Source organism: Streptomyces sp. NBC_00582, assembly GCF_036345155.1.
GTDB lineage: Bacteria > Actinomycetota > Actinomycetes > Streptomycetales > Streptomycetaceae > Streptomyces.
The window spans coordinates 7,414,739-7,432,622 of the sequence record NZ_CP107772.1 but is presented as its reverse complement, the minus strand read 5'-3'; the positions used below and the strand labels follow the sequence as shown (position 1 = coordinate 7,432,622).

At 72.1% G+C, this 17,884-nt stretch carries 17 protein-coding genes; 10 read left to right on the top strand and 7 right to left on the bottom strand.

The genetic code is table 11. From position 1 onward, the window contains the following. Nucleotides 1-3: 3 nt before the first annotated feature. Nucleotides 4-666, bottom strand: coding sequence for a pirin family protein (locus OG852_RS33645; RefSeq protein ID WP_208117057.1), 663 nt, complete (start codon nucleotides 664-666; stop codon nucleotides 4-6). A 92-nt stretch (nucleotides 667-758) separates the two neighbouring features. On the opposite strand from OG852_RS33645, the gene fasR reads away from it, so the two are divergent. The 5 genes from fasR to OG852_RS33620 all read left to right on the top strand — a co-directional run bounded on the left by fasR (nucleotide 759) and on the right by OG852_RS33620 (nucleotide 5,700). After that, nucleotides 759-1,964: a fatty acid biosynthesis transcriptional regulator FasR gene (gene fasR / locus OG852_RS33640; protein WP_133909755.1), complete on the top strand. Its 1,206-nt coding sequence runs from the start codon at nucleotides 759-761 to the stop codon at nucleotides 1,962-1,964. A gap of 89 nt (nucleotides 1,965-2,053) precedes the next feature. Further along, on the top strand, nucleotides 2,054-2,995 hold the full coding sequence (locus tag OG852_RS33635; RefSeq protein ID WP_133909754.1) for an ACP S-malonyltransferase: 942 nt from the start codon (nucleotides 2,054-2,056) through the stop codon (nucleotides 2,993-2,995). 12 nt (nucleotides 2,996-3,007) lie between these two features. Further along, nucleotides 3,008-4,009, top strand: a complete 1,002-nt coding sequence (locus OG852_RS33630; protein ID WP_133909753.1) for a ketoacyl-ACP synthase III — start codon at nucleotides 3,008-3,010, stop codon at nucleotides 4,007-4,009. Nucleotides 4,010-4,090: 81 nt separating this feature from the next. Beyond that, complete coding sequence (locus OG852_RS33625) at nucleotides 4,091-4,339, top strand: acyl carrier protein (RefSeq protein ID WP_004001566.1); 249 nt, start codon at nucleotides 4,091-4,093, stop codon at nucleotides 4,337-4,339. 80 nt (nucleotides 4,340-4,419) lie between these two features. Further along, nucleotides 4,420-5,700 (top strand): beta-ketoacyl-[acyl-carrier-protein] synthase family protein, encoded by a 1,281-nt coding sequence (locus OG852_RS33620; protein WP_133909752.1) that lies wholly within the window; start codon nucleotides 4,420-4,422, stop codon nucleotides 5,698-5,700. Nucleotides 5,701-5,770: 70 nt separating this feature from the next. Here OG852_RS33620 and OG852_RS33615 read toward each other — a convergent pair whose 3' ends face one another. Next, on the bottom strand, nucleotides 5,771-6,265 hold the full coding sequence (locus OG852_RS33615; RefSeq protein ID WP_133909751.1) for a DUF3145 domain-containing protein: 495 nt from the start codon (nucleotides 6,263-6,265) through the stop codon (nucleotides 5,771-5,773). Nucleotides 6,266-6,558: 293 nt separating this feature from the next. Here OG852_RS33615 and OG852_RS33610 point away from each other — a divergent pair, with 293 nt between their 5' ends. Both OG852_RS33610 and OG852_RS33605 read left to right on the top strand, forming a co-directional pair. Then, nucleotides 6,559-7,446, top strand: a complete 888-nt coding sequence (locus tag OG852_RS33610; RefSeq protein ID WP_330349910.1) for an SGNH/GDSL hydrolase family protein — start codon at nucleotides 6,559-6,561, stop codon at nucleotides 7,444-7,446. Nucleotides 7,447-7,461: 15 nt separating this feature from the next. Continuing rightward, a complete protein-coding gene (locus OG852_RS33605) occupies nucleotides 7,462-8,439 on the top strand; it encodes an aldose epimerase family protein (RefSeq protein ID WP_133909749.1) in 978 nt (325 codons plus the stop codon). 67 nt (nucleotides 8,440-8,506) lie between these two features. Here OG852_RS33605 and OG852_RS33600 read toward each other — a convergent pair whose 3' ends face one another. Next, nucleotides 8,507-10,936, bottom strand: a complete 2,430-nt coding sequence (locus tag OG852_RS33600; RefSeq protein ID WP_330349909.1) for a beta-glucosidase family protein — start codon at nucleotides 10,934-10,936, stop codon at nucleotides 8,507-8,509. Nucleotides 10,937-11,051: 115 nt separating this feature from the next. Here OG852_RS33600 and OG852_RS33595 point away from each other — a divergent pair, with 115 nt between their 5' ends. Continuing rightward, a complete protein-coding gene (locus OG852_RS33595; protein ID WP_133909747.1) occupies nucleotides 11,052-11,642 on the top strand; it encodes a TetR/AcrR family transcriptional regulator in 591 nt (196 codons plus the stop codon). A 31-nt stretch (nucleotides 11,643-11,673) separates the two neighbouring features. Further along, the gene (locus tag OG852_RS33590; RefSeq protein ID WP_133909746.1) at nucleotides 11,674-12,915 is read left to right on the top strand and encodes a pyroglutamyl peptidase; all 1,242 of its coding nucleotides are present in this window, start codon (nucleotides 11,674-11,676) and stop codon (nucleotides 12,913-12,915) included. On the opposite strand, the gene OG852_RS33585 is transcribed toward OG852_RS33590, so the two are convergent. From OG852_RS33585 to OG852_RS33575, 3 genes are read right to left on the bottom strand one after another with little or no spacing between them, the layout of a single operon-like run. Further along, on the bottom strand, nucleotides 12,889-14,052 hold the full coding sequence (locus OG852_RS33585; RefSeq protein ID WP_443064589.1) for a winged helix DNA-binding domain-containing protein: 1,164 nt from the start codon (nucleotides 14,050-14,052) through the stop codon (nucleotides 12,889-12,891). The two genes, OG852_RS33590 and OG852_RS33585, sit on opposite strands and share 27 nt — an antisense overlap. 5 nt (nucleotides 14,053-14,057) lie before the next feature. Continuing rightward, nucleotides 14,058-14,672 (bottom strand): LysE family translocator, encoded by a 615-nt coding sequence (locus OG852_RS33580; protein WP_133909745.1) that lies wholly within the window; start codon nucleotides 14,670-14,672, stop codon nucleotides 14,058-14,060. Further along, entirely contained in the window at nucleotides 14,669-15,454 is a 786-nt protein-coding gene (locus OG852_RS33575; protein WP_330349908.1) for an EI24 domain-containing protein, read from the bottom strand. The genes OG852_RS33580 and OG852_RS33575 overlap by 4 nt, the downstream gene beginning before the upstream one ends. 79 nt (nucleotides 15,455-15,533) lie before the next feature. Between OG852_RS33575 and OG852_RS33570 the strand changes: the two genes are divergently transcribed. Further along, a complete protein-coding gene (locus OG852_RS33570) occupies nucleotides 15,534-16,679 on the top strand; it encodes a serine hydrolase domain-containing protein (protein WP_133909743.1) in 1,146 nt (381 codons plus the stop codon). A gap of 85 nt (nucleotides 16,680-16,764) precedes the next feature. Here OG852_RS33570 and OG852_RS33565 read toward each other — a convergent pair whose 3' ends face one another. After that, entirely contained in the window at nucleotides 16,765-17,784 is a 1,020-nt protein-coding gene (locus tag OG852_RS33565) for an NADP-dependent oxidoreductase (protein ID WP_330349907.1), read from the bottom strand. Nucleotides 17,785-17,884 lie beyond the last annotated feature (100 nt).

Sequence of the window (17,884 nt, the reverse complement as noted above, 5' to 3'; positions counted from 1 at the left end):
CTCCTAGGCCGTGTCCGACAGCTCCCAGATCAGCACCTCGGCCGGGCCGGTCAGGGTGAGGAGTTCCAGGTCCTTCTCGTCGGTGGCGCGGAGCGCGTCCCCGGGGCCCAGTTCGTGGGGGCCCGTGCGGAGGGTGCCGCGCACCACGTGGACGTACGCCCGGGGCGCGTCCGGCACCGCGGTGCGCTCCCCCGGCACCAGACGCCGTACGTGGAGCATCGCGCCGGCGCCGGGGACGGCGTAGGGCGTCGAGTCCGCGATGCCGTGGACGATCTCGTACGACGGGTCGCCACCGGGGTTCAGGGGGGCCAGCCACATCTGCACGAAGGTGAGGGGGGCCGTGCCGTCGTTGCGTTCGACGTGGCGGACCCCGCCCGCCGAGCTGAGGCGCTGGACGTCCCCGGGGCGGACGGTCGTCTCATGCCCCTGCGAGTCACGGTGGGTCAGCCGGCCCTCCACCACCCAGGTCACTATCTCCGTGTGGCTGTGGGGGTGCTCGTCGAAGCCGGCGCCCGGGGCGAGCCGTTCCTCGTTGCAGGCGATCAGCGCGCCGAAGCGGAGGTTGTCCGGGTCGTAGTGGGGCCCGAAGGAGAAGGCATGCCGGGTCTCGATGCCGGCCGCCGGGTCCCCTCCCGGGTAGCGCCCGTCGGCGCGGCGTACGTCCATCACGCCCCCACGGTAGACCCACGGCGCGCTCACCGGACCACGTGAGCCCCCGGCCACGCACGCCACCCTCCCGATAAGGCAACCTTGTGCACGTGCCCGAACCCGAAGCCACCCACCCCGACGCCGCAGCGCAGGCCGCCCACCCGCACCCCGCGACCCTGAAGCGGCTGGTGAAGTCCTCCGGAAGCCTCGCCGCGCAGGCCATCGCGCGGATGGACGAGACGCTGCCGTGGTACCGGGCGATGCCCCCGGAGAACCGTTCCTGGATCGGGCTGGTCGCCCAGGCGGGCATCGCCGCCTTCACGGAGTGGTTCCGGCATCCGGACGCCCCGCAGGCGATCTCGACCGATGTGTTCGGGACCGCGCCCAGGGAGCTGACCCGGGCGATCACCCTGCGCCAGACGGTGGAGATGGTGCGCACCACCATCGAGGTCATGGAGTCCGCGATCGACGAGGTCGCGGCCCCCGGGGACGAGGGGGTGCTGCGGGAGGCGCTGCTCGTCTACGCCCGGGAGATCGCCTTCGCCACCGCCCAGGTGTACGCCCAGGCCGCCGAGGCACGCGGTGCCTGGGACGCGCGGCTGGAGTCGCTCGTCGTCAACGCGGTGCTCAGCGGGGAGGCCGACGAGGGCGCGGTGAGCCGGGCCGCGGCGCTCGGCTGGAACGCGCCGGAGCATGTGTGCGTGGTCCTCGGGACCGCTCCCGACGGGGACTCCGAGCTGACCGTCGAGGCCATCCGGCGGGCCTCGCGGCACGCCAAGCTCCAGGTGCTCACCGGTGTGCTCGGCTCGCGGCTGGTCGTCATCGCGGGCGGCAGCGACAATCCGCTCGCCGTCGCCAAGTCCCTGATCGGGCCGTTCGCCGCGGGGCCGGTGGTCGCCGGGCCCGTCGTACCGGACCTTCTGGCGGCCACCCGGTCCGCGCAGGCCGCCGCCGCGGGACTCAAGGCGTGTTCGGCGTGGCAGGACGCGCCACGCCCGGTTCTGGCGGACGATCTGCTTCCGGAACGCGCGATCGCCGGTGATCCCAGTGCGCGCGAGCAGTTGGTGGAGGAGATCTACAGACCGCTGGAGGAGGCCGGCTCGGCGCTGCTGGAGACGCTCTCCGTCTATCTCGAACAGGCGAGCAGTCTGGAGGGCGCGGCACGGATGCTGTTCGTGCATCCCAACACCGTGCGCTACCGGCTTCGACGTGTGACTGACGTCACCGGCTGGTCGCCATCCGATGTACGCTCCGCATTCACCCTGCGGATCGCGCTCATCCTGGGGCGCCTCGTCGACGGGGATCCCCAGACGTAGGCTTTTGTCGGGGGCCCACAAAACCCCCTGCCGTTCTTCGTCCCTGTCCCCACGGGCGGCCCCGGCCGTCCACAAGAGAGAGTGTGAGAGTGCTCGTACTCGTCGCTCCCGGCCAGGGCGCCCAGACGCCCGGCTTCCTGACCCCCTGGCTCGACCTCCCCGGTGTCGAGGACCGCCTGCGTGCCCTGTCGGCGGCCATCGACCTCGACCTGGTGCACTACGGCACGAACGCCGACGCGGACGAGATCCGTGACACCGCGATCGCGCAGCCGCTGCTGGTGGCGGCCGGGATCGTCTCCGCCACGGCACTCGGTGACGTGTCGCCGGTCGCGGTCGCCGGTCACAGCGTCGGTGAGATCACCGCGGCCGCCTTCGCAGGCGTCCTCGACGACACCGCCGCGCTGACCCTCGTCCGTCGGCGCGGCCTGGCCATGGCCGAGGCCGCCGCGGTCACCGAGACCGGGATGTCCGCGCTGCTCGGCGGCGACCCCGAGGTGTCCGTCGCGCATCTGGAGAAGCTGGGGCTGACCCCGGCGAACATCAACGGCGCGGGCCAGATCGTCGCCGCGGGCACGCTGGAGCAGCTCGCCGCGCTGAGCGAGGACAAGCCCGAGGGCGTCCGCAAGGTCGTCCCGCTGAAGGTCGCCGGCGCCTTCCACACGCACCACATGGCCCCGGCCGTCGAGACCCTCGTCAAGGCCGCCGCGGAGCTGACCCCGGCCGACCCGACGGTCCGTTACGTCTCGAACAAGGACGGCGCGACGGTCGCCAGCGGTGCCGAGGTGCTGAAGCGGCTGGTCGGCCAGGTCGCCAACCCGGTCCGCTGGGACCTGTGCATGGAGACCTTCAAGGAGCTCGGCGCGACCGCGATCATCGAGGTCTGCCCCGGCGGCACCCTGGTCGGCCTCGCCAAGCGGGCCCTGCCCGGCGTGAAGACGCTCGCGCTGAAGACCCCCGACGACCTCGACGCCGCCCGTGAGCTCATCGCCGAGACCGCGACACCTGCCGCTGACGCGGCGGCCACCGCCTGACAAGGAGCCCTGATGGGGAAGATCAGGCCCAGCAAGGGCCATCCGTACGCGCGCATCCTCGGCGTCGGCGGCTACCGGCCCACCCGGGTCGTGCCCAACGAGGTCATCCTGGAGACGATCGACTCCTCCGACGAGTGGATCCGCTCGCGCTCGGGCATCGAGACCCGCCACTGGGCGAACGACGAGGAGACCGTCGCCGCCATGTCGGTGGAGGCGTCGGGCAAGGCGATCGCCGACGCCGGGATCACCGCCCAGCAGATCGGCGCCGTGGTCGTCTCCACCGTCTCGCACTTCAAGCAGACCCCGGCCGTCGCGACCGAGATCGCGGACAAGCTCGGCACGGACAAGGCCGCCGCCTTCGACATCTCGGCCGGCTGCGCGGGCTTCGGTTACGGCCTGACCCTCGCCAAGGGCATGGTCGTCGAGGGCTCCGCCGAGTATGTGCTGGTCATCGGTGTGGAGCGGCTGAGCGATCTGACCGACCTGGAGGACCGGGCCACGGCCTTCCTGTTCGGCGACGGCGCCGGCGCGGTCGTCGTCGGACCCTCCGCCGAGCCGGCGATCGGGCCGACCGTGTGGGGTTCCGAGGGCGACAAGTCGGAGACCATCAAGCAGACCGTGCCGTGGACGGACTACCGCGACGGCACCGTCGAGAAGTTCCCCGCCATCACGCAGGAGGGCCAGGCGGTCTTCCGCTGGGCCGTGTTCGAGATGGCGAAGGTCGCCAAGGAGGCGCTGGACGCCGCCGGCATCACCGCCGACGAGCTGGACGTCTTCATCCCGCACCAGGCCAACGAGCGGATCATCGACTCGATGGTCAAGACTCTCAAGCTGCCGGCGTCCGTCAAGGTCGCCCGTGACGTGCGCACCACCGGCAACACCTCGGCCGCCTCGATCCCGCTCGCGATGGAGCGGCTCCTGGCGACCGGCGAGGCGAAGAGCGGCGACACCGCGCTCGTCATCGGATTCGGGGCGGGTCTCGTCTACGCCGCGACTGTCGTTACCCTCCCCTAGGCACTCCGTGCCGGATCATGCGATCCGGGCGCGGTGAGCACCACTGCCACACCCTCTGGAACACAACGAAGGAGCGCCGTCATGGCCGCCACTCAGGAAGAGATCGTCGCCGGTCTCGCCGACATCGTGAACGAGATCGCCGGCATCCCGGTTGAGGACGTCCAGCTGGACAAGTCCTTCACCGACGACCTGGACGTCGACTCGCTGTCCATGGTCGAGGTCGTCGTCGCCGCCGAAGAGCGCTTCGACGTCAAGATCCCGGACGAGGACGTCAAGAACCTCAAGACGGTCGGCGACGCGACCGACTACATCCTCAAGCACCAGGGCTGATCTTCCGGTCCTCTGGGCTGAACTGCCCCGCCACCCGGCGGTGGCGCCGCTGAATCCTCGTAACGTTGGAGAAAGAATCCGTGAGCCCGACCAATCGCACCGTGGTCGTCACCGGTATCGGCGCAACCACACCGCTGGGTGGCGACGCAGCCTCTACCTGGGAGGGACTGGTCGCCGGCAAGTCCGGTGTCAAGGTCCTGGAGCAGGAGTGGGCGGCCGACCAGGCCGTCCGGATCGCGGCCCCGGTCGCCGTGGAGCCCCTCGAGGTCATCCCGCGTCCGCAGGCCCGCAAGCTGGACCGCTCGGCGCAGTTCGCGCTGATCGCGGCCCAGGAAGCCTGGAAGGACGCCGGTTTCACCGGCAAGGCCGGCGAGGACGGCAGTGACGGCGCGGTCGACCCCGACCGCCTCGGCGCGGTCATCGCCTCCGGCATCGGCGGTGTCACCACCCTCCTCGACCAGTACGACGTGCTGAAGGAGAAGGGCGTCCGCCGGGTCTCCCCGCACACCGTGCCGATGCTGATGCCGAACAGCCCGTCCGCCAACGTGGGTCTGCTCGTGGGCGCCCGCGCCGGTGTGCACACCCCGGTCTCCGCCTGCGCGTCGGGCGCCGAGGCCATCGGCTACGCCATCGAGATGATCCGTACGGGCCGTGCCGACGTCGTGGTCGCCGGTGGTACGGAGGCGGCGATCCACCCGCTGCCCATCGCCGCGTTCGGCAACATGATGGCGATGTCCAAGAACAACGAGAACCCGCAGGGTGCCTCGCGTCCCTACGACGTGGCCCGCGACGGCTTCGTGATGGGTGAGGGCGCCGGTGTGATCGTCCTGGAGTCCGCCGAGCACGCGGCGAAGCGCGGGGCCCGCGTGTACGCCGAGGCGGTCGGGCAGGGCATCTCCGCCGACAGCCACGACATCGTGCAGCCGGAGCCCGAGGGCCGCGGCATCTCGCACGCGCTGCAGAACCTGCTGGACCGCACCGACCTGGACCCGTCGGAGATCGTGCACGTCAACGCGCACGCGACCTCGACGCCGGCCGGTGACATCGCCGAACTGAAGGCGCTGCGCAAGGTCTTCGGCGACGACGCCGACCACATGGCCGTCTCGGCGACCAAGTCCATGACCGGTCATCTGCTGGGTGGTGCGGGCGGTGTCGAGACCGTCGCGACGGTGCTCGCCCTGTACCACCGGGTGGCTCCGCCGACCATCAACGTCGAGAACCTCGACCCCGAGGCCGAGGCCAACGCGGACGTCGTCCGCGGCGAGGCCCGCAAGCTGCCCGTCGAGGGCCGTATCGCCGCGCTGAACGACTCGTTCGGCTTCGGCGGACACAACGTCGTCCTGGCGTTCCGTACGGTCTGAGAAACGTCTCCACGCACGTGAAGGGCCCCTACCTCTCGAGGTGGGGGCCCTTCAGGTGTTCAGAGCCGTCTCAGACGACCTGGTGCAGCCAGCGGACCGGGGCTCCCTCGCCCGCGTACCGGAACGGCTCGAGCTCGTCGTCCCAGGGCTTGCCCAGGAGCTTGGACAGTTCGGCCTCGAGGTCCGTCTCGCCGCGCTGGCTGCGCAGCAGGGCCGCGCGCAGACGGTCCTCGGGGATGAGGATGTCGCCGTGGATGCCGGTGACGGCGTGGAAGATGCCGAGGTCGGGGGTGCAGCTGTAGCGCTCGCCCTCGGCGGTGGCGCAGGGTTCGGCGGTGACCTCGAAGCGGAGCAGGTGCCAGCCGCGGAGCGCGGAGGCGAGCTTGGAGGCGGTGCCGGCCTGGCCCTTGAAGGAGAACTCCGAGCGCCAGGTGCCGGGCGCGGCGGGCTGCCGGATCCAGTCGAGGTTGACGCGCGTGCCGAGCACCCCGGCGATGGCCCATTCGACGTGCGGGCACAGCGCGCGCGGCGCGGAGTGCACGTACAGAACTCCACGTGTCGTCACCGGGACCTCCGGGCAGAGCGGGACATCTTGCAGGCGGGCAGGGCGGCGCTGTCGGGGCAGCCGCGTTGATGGCGAGGCTACCGTGCGGCGGCGCAAGGAGTGTGACGTACCGTCGGTCCCGGTGCCGTGAACGTCCGCCTTTCACTCGGCAGGACGCCTGTACGGGTGTGATGCGTTCCATCTTGTGGGTCCTGTCTTGTGCCGGTCCCGGCGAAGGAGCGGGGTGGGCGGGAACTCCTGTGCGTTGTCAGGGGTGGGGCCGTCCGTCCGAGGAGCGAGGGGATCACCAGGGGATGCGGATGCGAAACCGGCGGGTGCGGGCGGTGCTCGCGATCACCAGCGCGGCCGTCCTCGGGCTGGCCGGCTGTGACGCGCCGGGCGGGGGCGACGGCTCGGGCACGGGGGTGCGCAAGGCGAGGGCCTCCCGGGCGCCGTTGTGGGACACGAGCCCGGTGTCGATGGCGGCGGTGGGCGACTCCATCACCCGTGGTTTCGACGCCTGTACGGTCCTCCAGGACTGTCCGGAGGTGTCCTGGGCGACGGGTGCGAGCGCCGAGGTGAACAGTCTCGCGGTACGGCTGCTGGGCGCGTCGAAGGCGGCCACGCACAGTTGGAACTACGCGGTGACGGGGGCCCGGATGGTGGATCTGACGGGCCAGATCACCCAGGCGGTGGCGGAGAAACCGCAGCTCGTGACGGTGATGGCGGGGGCGAACGACGCCTGCCGGGAGTCGCCGGCGGCGATGACGCCGGTGGCCGACTTCCGGGCGGAGTTCGAGGAGGCGCTGCGCACGCTGCGCCGGTCGCTGCCGAAGGCGCAGGTGTACGTGGCGAGCGTGCCGAACCTGAAGCGGCTGTGGTCGCAGGGGCGGACCAACGCGCTGGGCAAGCAGATCTGGAAGCTCGGCATCTGTCCTTCGATGCTGGGGGACGCGGACGCGCTGGACGCGGTGGCGACCGCGCGGCGCGAGACCGTGCAGCGCCGGGTGGAGGACTACAACGAGGTGCTGGAGGAGGTCTGCGCGAAGGACGAGCGGTGCCGATTCGACGGCGGCGCGGTGTACGCCTTCCGGTTCGGCGCGGATCAGTTGAGTCACTGGGACTGGTTCCATCCGAGCAAGGACGGGCAGGCGCGGCTCGCGGAGATCGCCTACCGGAAAGTCACCGAGCCGGTCAGGTGACTTAGTGTTCCGACCATGAGCGAACACTTCGGAACACTTTCCGATGGCACCCCGGTTCACCGCTGGACCCTGGAGCGGGCGGGCACCCGGGTGCGGGTGCTGTCGTACGGCGGGATCGTCCAGTCCGTGGAGGTCCCGGACCGGGACGGGCGGACGGCGGACGTGGTGCTGGGGTTCGCGGACCTGGAGGGCTATCTCACCCACCCGGAGCCCTTCCTCGGCGCCCTGATCGGCCGGTACGCGAACCGGATCGGGCAGGCCCGCTTCCCGCTGGAGGGGCTGACGTACGCCCTGGAGCCCAACAACGCGCCGAACTCCCTGCACGGCGGTCCGCACGGCTTCGACAAGCGGGTGTGGGAGGTGGAGCCGGTCGGGCACGGGCTGCGGCTGAGCCGGGTCAGCCCGCACGGCGAGGAGGGCTTCCCGGGGCGGCTGGAGATCTCGGCGACGTACACACTGGACGCCTCGGGGGCGCTGCGGCTCGTCTACGAGGCGGTCACCGACGCGCCGACGGTGGTGAACCTGACCAACCACAGCTACTTCAACCTGGGCGGCCCGGACAGCGGGGACGCCGGGGGCCATGAGCTGCGGCTGGCCGCCTCGCGGTACACCCCGGTCGACGCCGCGCTGATCCCGACCGGGGAGCTCGCGGAGGTGGCCGGCACCCGCTTCGACTTCCGTACGGCCCGCAAGACCGGTTCCGGCTACGACCACAACTTCGTGCTGGACAAGGGTGTGACGGCCGCGCCGCAGGAGGTGGCCGAGCTGCACGACCCGGCGAGCGGGCGGGTGCTGACGGTGTCGACGACCGAGCCGGGGATCCAGGTGTACACCGCGGACCATCTGGGCGAGCCGTTCACGCCGTGCCAGGGGATCGCGCTGGAGACCCAGCACTTCCCCGACTCCCCGAACCGCCCGGAGTTCCCCACGACGGTGCTGCGGCCGGGCGAGGTGTACCGGTCGGAGACGGTGTACGGCTTCGGGACCCGCTGAGAAAATAGCCCCGGCCCAGGGGTCAGGTCCCGGGCCGGGGCTGTTCATGGGGTGAGGAGTACCCGCCTCAGACGTTAGTCGTCGCGGAGATCCTGCGGTCCGCGAGGGACCTACCCACCTGGATTTCGTACGAACCCTTCACAAAGAACCACCGGTGGGCGGCCTCGTCCCACACCTCGAAGGCGCGGCGCGGCAGCTCGACGGTGACCTCGGCGCTCTCGCCGGGCCCGGCCTGAACGGCGCCGAAGGCGGCGAGCCGGCGGGCGGGGCGGTCGGTGCCGGGCTCGGTGGGCGCCAGGTAGACCTGGACGACCTCGCGTCCGGCGCGCTCGCCGGTGTTGCGGACCCGGACCGTCACGGTCGTACCGGTCACCTCGACCGACTCGTAGGCCCAGTCGGTGTAGCCGAGGCCGTGACCGAACGGGTACGAGGGGGTCCGGCCCGCCTTCTCCCAGGCGGGGTAGCCGATGAAGAGGTCCTCGGTGTAGGGGAGTTCGCCGTCGGTGGGGACGACCTGGGTGACGGGGGCGTCGGCGAGGGAGCCCCAGGTGGTGGGGAGGCGGCCGCCGGGCTCCCGGGCGCCGGTCAGGACGTCCGCGAGGGCCGCGCCGCCCTCCTGGCCGGGGAACCAGGTCAGGAGCACCGCGGCGACCTCCTCGCGCCAGGGCAGTTCGACCGGGGAGCCGGAGTTGACGACGACGACGGTGTTCGGGTTGACGGCGGCGACGGCGCGGACCAGGTCGTCCTGGCGGCCGGGGAGGGTGAGGTCCTTGCGGTCGAAGCCCTCGGACTCGACCCGGTCGGTGGTGGCGACCACGACCACCGCGGTGTCCGCGGCGCGGGCGGCCTCGACGGCCTCGGCGATCAGCTCGTCCTCGTCGCGCTGCGGCTCCTGGTGGGCGAGGGCGAAGGCGACCACCTTGAAGGGGACCTCCTCGGGGAGGGCGAAGACGTAGGTGAGGGAGACCTCGACGGGTGCGCCGGCGCTCAGCTCGACGTCGGCGCGGGGCACGGGGGCGCCGAAGAAGGCCTCGAAGGGGTCGCTGTCGTCGGCGGGCGGCTGGATGCCGTCGTAGTACGTCGTCCCGGCGACGGTGAGGGTGAAGGCGCCGGTGCCCTTGATGCCGAAGGAGTGCGGGCCGCTCACGCGCGGGGTGAAGGTGCCGGTGACCTCCACGGTGTGGAGGGTGTCGTGGGTGACGCCCTCGGGGAGGTCGCTGCCCATCCACTGGATCTGGCCGTTGGGGGTGGAGCCGGTGCCCAGGAGGTTTCCCTCGGCGTCCCGGCAGACCGCCGTGAGCGCGAAGCCCTTGTCGGCGACGGCGAGTTCGGTGGTGGGGTCGGCGCCGACGGCGTAGGTGAGGGTGCCCTCGGGGAGGGCGGCGGTGAGGCCGTCCAGCGGGGAGACGATCCGGGCCGGGAAGACGGTGGCGGAGCCGCCGCCGAGGACCCGGGCGTCGCGGGCGGCGGCGCCGACGAGGGCGACCGTGCCGGGCTCGAGGGGCAGGGCGGGGCGCCCGTTCGCCGCGGGTTCGTTGCGGAGCAGGACGAAGGAGCGGCCGGCGATCTCGCGGGCCAGGGCCTCGCCGTCGACCTCGGCGGGCGGCGTGGTGACGGCGGGCTCGGCGTCGGCGAGGACACCGACCCGGGCGGCCAGCCGCAGCACACGGCGGACGGCCTCGTCGACCTCGGACTCCGCCACCCGGCCGTCACGGACCGCCCGGGCGAGGGCCTCGCCGTAGACGGTCTCGGGGCCGGGCATGGCGACGTCGAGGCCGCCGCGCAGGGCGCCGACGGTGTCGCGGGCCGCCATCCAGTCGGAGACGTTGAAGCCGTCGAAGCCCCATTCGCCGCGCAGGACCTCGTTCACGAGGTGGTGGTGCTCGGTCATGGTGGTGCCGTTGACCGTGTTGTAGGCGGTCATGATGCCCCATGGGCGGGCGTTCTCGACGATGGCCTCGAAGGGGGCGAGGTACAGCTCGCGCAGGGCGCGCTCGCCGACCAGGTTGTTCACGGTGAAGCGGTCGGTCTCGGCGTCGTTGGCCACGAAGTGCTTCACGGTGGTGCCGACGCCGCCCTCCTGGACGCCCGTGACGTACCCGGTGCCGATCCGTCCCGTGAGGTGGGGGTCCTCGCTGTAGGCCTCGAAGTGGCGGCCGCCGAGCGGGGAGCGGTGGAGGTTGACGGTGGGGGCGAGCAGGACGTGGACGCCCTTGCGGCGGGCCTCCTGGGCGAGCAGGACGCCCGCGCGGCGGGCGAGTTCCGGGTCCCAGGTGGCGGCGAGGGCGGTCGGGGAGGGCAGGGCGACGGACGGGTCGTCGGCGGTCCAGCGCACGCCCCGGACGCCGATCGGTCCGTCGGACATGACGAGCGACTTCAGGCCGATCTCCGGCAGCCCGGGCAGTGACCACATGTCCTGTCCGGCGAGCAGCCGGGTCTTGGCGTCCAGGTCGAGCTTGCCGAGGGCCGCCTCGACGGCCTGCTCCGTTCCCGCCATGGCGGTGCCTCCTCGTTGAGTGCCTTGTGGCGCGCTGCCCGCGCTCCCCCATCGTGCATCGGTTACCTGTAGAACGGTAGGTTTCGTTACGTCGCCGTTATATTCAATCGTCTGGATGCCGTACCGTGACGGCATGAGCGCCAGAACCAGGAGCGAGGAGCGGCGGGCCGAGATCGTCCGGGCCGCCCTGGAGGTGATCGCCGAGCGCGGTTACCGGGGGGCGAGCCTCGCGGCGGTGGCCGAGCGGGTCGGACTGACCCAGCAGGGGCTGCTGCACCACTTCCCGACCAAGGAGGCGCTGCTGGTGGCCGTCCTGAAGGAACGCGACCAGTGGGACGCGGTTCCGGACACCCAGTGGCGGGTCGATCTGCTGACCTCGCTCGTCGAGTACAACGCGATGCGGCCCGGCATCATCCAGACCTTCTCGGCACTGCTCGGCGAGAGCGTGACGGAGGGGCACCCGGCGCGGGAGTACTTCACCGAGCGGTACACCGGCGTACGGCAGACCATGGCGCAGGCGCTGCGCGCCCAGTTCGGCGACCGCCTCCCGAACGGCCTCACGCCCGAGCGCACGGCCCCGCTGCTGGTCGCGGTGATGGACGGGCTGCAGTACCAGTGGCTGCTGGACCCCGAGTCGGTGGACATGCCGGGCGCGTTCCGGGACTTCCTGCGGCTGCTGGGCGAGGAAACGGGTCCTGACGCGTGATGTGAGGGGTCCGGGGGAATATACGACTCCCGTGAATTCCTTACGTGTTCGCCATGGCGTCCTCGGTCTGGCCCTGCTGGCCGGCCTGACCGCGTCCACGACCGCGACCCCGGCCTCCGCCGCCGCGGCGCCCTCCCCCACCGTCGAGGAGCAGCGGCTCGACCGGGCCGTCCCGCAGGAGATCCTCGGACGGTCCGGATTCGACTCCGTGGCACCGGAGTTGGCCCGCTCCCTCGACCGCGCGCACTCCTACGCCCAGGCCCACCGGATCGTCGTGCGCGAGGGCTCCGCCCTGTGGCGGCGGGCCGTGGACCGGGTGCAGGGGCGGGGCCCGGCGGGCGGCGACCTGAGCCGGGACGACGACCGGCCGCTGTACTGGGCGCGGTTGGGCATGACGCGTGCGGTGCGGACCTGGGAGCCCGGGTTCGCGCTGACGGATGCTCAGCGCGGCTCCCTGCTGACCGAGTTGGAGCGGACCTCGCGCGGCCAGGACGACATCCGGTACCCGAAGGGCCGCAAGGGCCTCAAGCGGGTGCTGGTCACCGGCTTCGACCCGTTCACGCTGGACCGGGACATCCGGATCTCCAACCCGTCGGGGGCGAGCGCGCTGGCGCTCGACGGCACCGTGATCGAGACGGCGGACGGCCCGGCCCGGGTGGAGACGGCCGTGTTCCCGGTGCGCTGGCAGGACTTCGCGGAGGGCACGGTGGAGCGGACGCTGCGGCCGTATCTGCCGTACGTCGACCTGTTCACGACGGTCAGCCAGGGCCGGGTCGGCCGCTTCGACGTGGAGCGCGCCAACGGCGCCTGGCGGGGCGGCTTCCCCGACAACGACAACCTGGGCCGCACGGAGACGATCCCGGTGACCGACCCGGCCTCGCAGCCGCAGTGGACGACGACGACCCTGCCGTACACGGCGATCGTCGCGGCGGACACCGGCCGTTTCCCGGTGTACGACCACACGGCCGTGACCGAGATCCCGGCGGGGGGCACCCAGCCCGTGGACCGGCCGGACGGCCCGACCCCCGGCTCGACCGCCCGGGCCGGCGGCGGCGGGAACTACCTCTCCAACGAGATCGCCTACCGCGCGACCCTGCTGCGGGACCGTCTCGGCCTGCACGACACCCTGCCGGGCGGCCATGTCCACACCCCGGTCCTTCAGTTCGCCGCCGGCGACACCACCGAGGTGACCGACCCGGAGTTCGTCCGCAACCGCCTGGACATCGTCGCGCAGGTGCGGGCGATCCTAGGCGTCGCCGTCGGTGCCGAGTAGGCGCGTCTCGGCGGCGGGCGGGAGCCTGCTCCACCAGTGGGTGTGGCGGGCGTAGACGTCCGGGTCGCCGCGGTCGGCGAGGAGCGCGGTCAGGGAGCGGGCCTCGGCCGCCAGGTCCGCCCAGACCTGCGCGGGCAGGGGGTGGAACGCCCTCGCCTCCACGCCGGCCGCGGTGGACCGCCACACCCCCGCCACCCGGCCGTCGACGAGGAGGGCGGGCAGGACGTCCCCGTTGACGCGGGTGACGAGGCGGCGGTACGGCGGGGGGATCACCCGGGAGCGGTCGGCGTGGGCCAGCAGGACGCTGTCCCACATCGGCAGAAGGCGGGGCGGGGCCGGGGTGTCGGCGGGTGGGCGCGGGGCGCCGGGGAGGTCGTACAGCGTGCCGCCGTCGGTGTCGGTGAGGCGTACGAGCCTTCCGTCGTCGAGGGTGCGGACGGCGTCGCGGACCGGGGCCCGCTGCACCATGGCGAACTGGGCGATGTCCGCCACCGTCGCCGGGCCGAAGGCGGTCAGGTAGCGCAGGATCAGGGTACGCAGGGAGTCGGGTTCCGGGGAGCGGCCCAGGAGCGCCGGCCCGGGTGGGGCCGCCTCGAAGGAGGGGCGGGGACCGAAGGACCAGGTTGCGGCGGTGGGGGCGTGCAGGAGCGGGGCGTAGGCGCGCAGGCCCCACCAGGCGCCCGCCTTCCGCTCGGTGCCGAGCCGGCCCTCCAGCCAGCTCTCGATCTCCGGGGCGGTGCGCTCCTCACGCGCGAACTCCAGCAGTTCGACGACGAGTTCGTCGGCGTCGGCCGGGGTGAGGCCGGCCTCGGCGAACCGGTGGCCGAGACGGGAGCCGTACAGCGTCTGCTGCATCGCGCCGCGGAAGGCGCGGTGGTCGTCGGCGTGGACGGCGTGCAGCGTGATCCGCATCAGCGTCGCCTTCACGACCGTACGGGAGGCGAACGCCGCGTCGAGGTCGGCCGGCCGGAAACCGGCCACCCGGTTCCACAGGGCGAGGTACGGGGACGCGGGGTGCTGCGCCTGGAGGGCGACGACCCGGTGGACCGCGTCGGGGACCTCCAAGGGCTCGCGGCGCAGGAGGAGTTGGCGGGCCAGGGTGGCGCGGTTGAGCTCGCCGGGGGTGAGGGGCCGCACGCCGGTCAGTGGGACGGCGCCAGGGCGAGGCTGACGCCGAGGCCGGCCAGCACGGAGCCGATGACCTTGTTGAGCACCTTCTGGGCGCGCAGCATCAGGCCGCGCATCCGCTCCTGGGAGAAGAAGACGGCGACGATCCCGAACCACAGCAGGTGGGCCAGCGACATGAACAGGCCGTAGCCGAACTGCTGGACGAGCGGGGTGCCGGGGCTGACGACCTGGGAGAACGTGGAGACGACGAAGAGGGTCGTCTTCGGGTTCAGGACGTTGGTGAGGAAGCCGGTGCGCAGGGCGGCGAGCGGGGTCAGTCCCGTCCTGCCGCTCAGGTCGATCTCGACCTCGCCGCGGGTACGGAAGGTGCGGACGCCGATGTACACGAGGTAGGCGGCGCCGATCAGTTTGATGACGGTGAACAGGACGGTGGAGGAGGCGATCAGCAGGCCCACGCCGAGCATGGTGTAGGTGACGTGGACGAGGACGCCGGCGGCGACCCCGGTGGCGGCGAGGAGTCCGGTGCGGCGGCCGTAGAGGTAGCTGTTGCGGACGATCATCGCGAAGTCGGCGCCGGGGGCGATGACGGCGAGGACCGTGATGAGGGCGACGGCGAGGGTCTGGTTCACGCGGTCAGCTCCTCGGGCTCGTTGTCCTCGTCGCGGATCTCCTCGCCGAGCAGGTCGCGGGCCATGAGGGTGGCGCCCGCGACCGCGCCCGGCATCAGGAACACCGCGACGACGGGGACCAGGAAGGCGAGGCCCAGCGGGGTGCCGAAGCCCCAGACCAGCGTCTTGCGGGAGCGCAGCAGGGCGAGGCGGGCCCGCAGGTCGACGTCGCGGCGCTGGAGGGCCACGGCGGTGAGTTCCTCGGTGAGGAAGAAGCCGGTGACGAAGAAGCCGATCACGGGCACGACGGTCTGCCCGACGAACGGGACGAACCCGGCGGCGAACAGCAGCAGGCCCCACAACAGGGCGCGCACCAGGACGCGCAGACTGTCCCGGGCGGAGATCCACAGTTCCCGCCACAGGGGCAGCGTGGACTCGGGGGCGGTGCCGTCGGGGGACACGTCCCGGTCGACCGCCTCGGAGAGGCTCTCGTAGAACGGCTGGCCGATGAGCAGGGTTACGGCGGTGAAGGTGAGGACGGCGAGCAGCAGCCCGAGGGCGAACAGCACGACGAGGAGGAGACCCCGGAAGAGACCGAGCCAGGGGCTCGACCAGTCGTCGGCGAAGGGCGTCGCCCAGGCCACGAAGTCCGCGCCCCACACGGCGAGCGCGACGAGCGCCGCCAGATACAGCACCAGCGTGATCAGCCCGGGCAGCAGTCCGAACCCGTACTGCCTGCCGTTGCGGGCCACCCACCGCTGGCCCTTCACCAGATACTGAAAACCCACCCCGAGATCGCGCATGTCCGAACTCTATGTTGAGTCGAACGGGCACGCCTCGCCGTACCGATCTCCAGAGGCGGCTGAGTGCGAGGAGGAGCGGATGACCAGGGAGATCCACGGCACCGTGGCCGACGGTTTCGAAGCGGTGCGGGACGAGTTCGCCGCGTTCGTGGCGGAGGAGCGGCCGGACTACGAGGGCCAGTTGTGCGCGTATGTGCACGGGCGGCGGGTGGTCGACCTCTGGGCGGGGGGCGAGGGTGACGCCCTGTACGGCGTGTACTCGTCCACCAAGGGGGCCGCGCACCTCGTGGTCGCCCTGCTCGTCCAGGACGGCACGCTGGAGCTGGACCGCAAGGTGACCTACTACTGGCCGGAGTTCGCGGCCGAGGGCAAGGGGCAGCTGAGCCTGCGGGAGCTGATCGCGCACCGGGCCGGGGTGGTGGGCACCGACACCGGGTTCTCCCGGCAGGAGCTGGCCGACGACCGGCAGATCGCCGAACGTCTCGCCGACCAGCGGCCGTTCTGGCGCCCGGGCACCGCGTTCGGCTACCACGGGCTGGTCATCGGCGCGCTCACGGGCGAGGTCGTACGGCGGGCCACGGGCCGTACGCTCCAGGAGGTGTACGAGGAGCGGGTGCGCGCCCCGTACGGGCTGGACTTCTTCCTGGGGCTGCCCGCGGCGCACGAGCCGCGGTTCCGCACGGCCCTGCCGATGGTCCCCACGGCCCAGCAGCGGGCCCTGCTGGACTCCCTGCCGGGCGGACCCCACACGCTCGCCTCGATCGCCTTCAACCGGCACGCCGCCGAGCCCACCGATCTCGAGGCGCTGCCGAACGACCCGCTGATCCGCGCCAAGGGGCCGGCCTCGGTGGGCGGGGTCGCCTCGGCGCGGGGTCTCGCGGGGCTGTACGCGGCGGCGATCAGCGAGCGGGAGGGGAAGGCGCCGCTGCTGAAGGAGGACACGGCGGCGGAGTTCGGGCAGTTCCACGCCGTCGGGTACGACCTGGTGGCCCGGGCGCACAAGTCGTACGGGCTCGGTTTCCAGGCGACCGCGGACACCTGGCACCCCTTCCTCGGGGCGGGGGCGTTCGGGCACAGCGGGGCGGGCGGCTGCCAGGCCTTCGCGGATCCGCGCAGCGGGCTGGCCTACGGGTACACGCGGCGCAGGTGCGCGTTCCCGGGCGGGGCGGCGCCGGAGAACAACCGGCTGGCGGCGGCCGTGCACCGGGCGGCGCTCGCGGGGTGACGCCGGGCAGGGCGAAGGCCGCACCCCACGTCCAAGGGTGCGGCCTTCGTCGTACGCAACGAGCGGCGGCCCGGCCGCGTCACGGTCAGAGCTTGACGATCATCTTTCCGGTGTTGTCGCCGCGCAGGACCCCGAGGAACGCCTCCAGGTTGTTCTCGATGCCCTCGACGACGGTCTCGCGGTACTTCAGCTCGCCCGAGCGGATCCAGGCGCCGACCTCGCGGACGAACTCCGGCTGGAGGTCGTAGTGGTCGCCGACCAGGAAGCCCTCGATACGGCCGCGGGTCTGGATGAGGCGGGCGAGGTTCTTCGGGCCGGGGGCGGCCTCGGTGTCGTTGTAGACGGAGATCATGCCGCAGACGACGATCCGGCCGCGCTCGTTGAGGGAGCCGATGGCGGCCTCGAGGTGGTCGCCGCCGACGTTGTCGAAGTAGACGTCGATCCCGTCGGGGGCGGCGGCGCGCAGCTGCTCGGCCACGGGGCCGTTCTTGTAGTTGAAGGCGGCGTCGAAGCCGTACTCCTCGACGAGGAGCTTGACCTTGTCGTCCGAGCCGGCGGAGCCGATGACCCGGGCGGCACCCTTGAGCCGGGCGATCTGCCCGACCTGGCTGCCGACGGCACCGGCGGCGCCGGACACGAACACGGTGTCGCCCTCCTTGAAGGCGCCGGTGCGCAGCAGGCCGGCGTAGGCGGTGAGGCCGGTCATGCCGAGGACGCCGAGGTAGGTGGAGAGCGGCGCGGCCTCGGGGTCGACCTTGACGGCCTGGGCCGCGTCGAAGGTGGCGTACTCGCGCCAGCCGCCGAAGTGCAGGACGTGGTCGCCGACGGCGATCTTCTCGGCGGCGGAGGCGACGACCTCACCGACGGCCCCGCCCTGCATGGCCTTGCCCAGCTCGAAGGGGGCGGTGTACGACTTCGCGGCGCTCATCCGGCCGCGCATGTACGGGTCGACGGAGAGGTAGGCGTTGCGGACGAGCACCTGACCGGGGCCGGGCTGCCGGATCTCCGCCTCGGCCAGTTCGAAGTCCTCGGGCTTCGGCCAGCCGACGGGGCGGCTGAGCAGACGCCACTCGCGGCCGGTGGTGGGGAGGGCGGAGTCAGTCATGGGGGGTGCCTTTCACATCAAACGCCAAATGTTTCACTACCTGAAACAACCATGCGCCTGAATATTTCATGTTGTCAAGTAAAGGGGTATCCTCGGCTGC

Excerpts from the sequence above, each read along its gene's own strand:
- OG852_RS33645 (WP_208117057.1), bottom strand. The coding sequence starts at position 666 with ATGGACGTACGCCGCGCCGACGGGCGCTACCCGGGAGGGGACCCGGCG.
- OG852_RS33630 (WP_133909753.1), top strand. The coding sequence starts at position 3,008 with ATGGGGAAGATCAGGCCCAGCAAGGGCCATCCGTACGCGCGCATCCTC.
- OG852_RS33625 (WP_004001566.1), top strand. The coding sequence starts at position 4,091 with ATGGCCGCCACTCAGGAAGAGATCGTCGCCGGTCTCGCCGACATCGTG.
- OG852_RS33610 (WP_330349910.1), top strand. The coding sequence starts at position 6,559 with ATGCGGATGCGAAACCGGCGGGTGCGGGCGGTGCTCGCGATCACCAGC.
- OG852_RS33605 (WP_133909749.1), top strand. The coding sequence starts at position 7,462 with ATGAGCGAACACTTCGGAACACTTTCCGATGGCACCCCGGTTCACCGC.
- OG852_RS33600 (WP_330349909.1), bottom strand. The coding sequence starts at position 10,936 with ATGGCGGGAACGGAGCAGGCCGTCGAGGCGGCCCTCGGCAAGCTCGAC.
- OG852_RS33595 (WP_133909747.1), top strand. The coding sequence starts at position 11,052 with ATGCCGTACCGTGACGGCATGAGCGCCAGAACCAGGAGCGAGGAGCGG.
- OG852_RS33575 (WP_330349908.1), bottom strand. The coding sequence starts at position 15,454 with ATGCGCGATCTCGGGGTGGGTTTTCAGTATCTGGTGAAGGGCCAGCGG.
- OG852_RS33570 (WP_133909743.1), top strand. The coding sequence starts at position 15,534 with ATGACCAGGGAGATCCACGGCACCGTGGCCGACGGTTTCGAAGCGGTG.
- OG852_RS33565 (WP_330349907.1), bottom strand. The coding sequence starts at position 17,784 with ATGACTGACTCCGCCCTCCCCACCACCGGCCGCGAGTGGCGTCTGCTC.